The organism is Stenotrophomonas lacuserhaii, assembly GCF_014836545.1.
Classification (GTDB): domain Bacteria; phylum Pseudomonadota; class Gammaproteobacteria; order Xanthomonadales; family Xanthomonadaceae; genus Stenotrophomonas; species Stenotrophomonas lacuserhaii.
In genome coordinates this window covers 1-585 of record NZ_JACSQS010000036.1, presented here as the reverse complement: position 1 = coordinate 585, position 585 = coordinate 1, and the positions used below count along the sequence as shown (strand labels likewise).

At 58.8% G+C, this 585-nt stretch carries 4 tRNA genes; all 4 read left to right on the top strand.

Annotated elements, in window-relative coordinates:
- Nucleotide 1 precedes the first annotated feature (1 nt).
- The 4 genes from H9654_RS17680 (at nt 2) to H9654_RS17665 (ending at nt 585) form a co-directional block, all read left to right on the top strand.
- Nucleotides 2–77 (top strand) — tRNA-Ala (locus tag H9654_RS17680).
- 49 nt (nt 78–126) lie between these two features.
- Nucleotides 127–202: transfer RNA gene (locus H9654_RS17675), tRNA-Glu, on the top strand.
- A gap of 182 nt (nt 203–384) precedes the next feature.
- Nucleotides 385–460, top strand: a tRNA-Ala gene (locus H9654_RS17670).
- Between the two features lie 49 nt (nt 461–509).
- Nucleotides 510–585 (top strand) — tRNA-Glu (locus H9654_RS17665).

Genomic DNA, 585 nt, shown 5'->3' with positions numbered 1-585 from the left:
TGGGGCCATAGCTCAGCTGGGAGAGCGCCTGCATGGCATGCAGGAGGTCAGCGGTTCGATCCCGCTTGGCTCCACCACTCCAGGCATTAGGCCGTCTGGATAGCAGTACAACTCAAGTTTTCGTGCGTCCCCATCGTCTAGAGGCCTAGGACATCACCCTTTCACGGTGGCGACCGGGGTTCGAATCCCCGTGGGGACGCCACTCATCTGAACAACCGGGACCCGGACGAAACCGGGTCTTTTTTGTTCATCGCCTTCGGCCTTCACGGGCGTGGCGCTTGTCGGATCTTCACTTCGGTGGGTGTATCCTTCAATTGTCAGGAAGCTTCGAAAAAAGCTTCCACAAACGTGAATAAGCCGGTATGATAGGCGGCTCGGTTACACGGGGCCATAGCTCAGCTGGGAGAGCGCCTGCATGGCATGCAGGAGGTCAGCGGTTCGATCCCGCTTGGCTCCACCACTCCAGGCATTAGGCCGTCTGGATAGCAGTACAACTCAAGTTTTCGTGCGTCCCCATCGTCTAGAGGCCTAGGACATCACCCTTTCACGGTGGCGACCGGGGTTCGAATCCCCGTGGGGACGCCA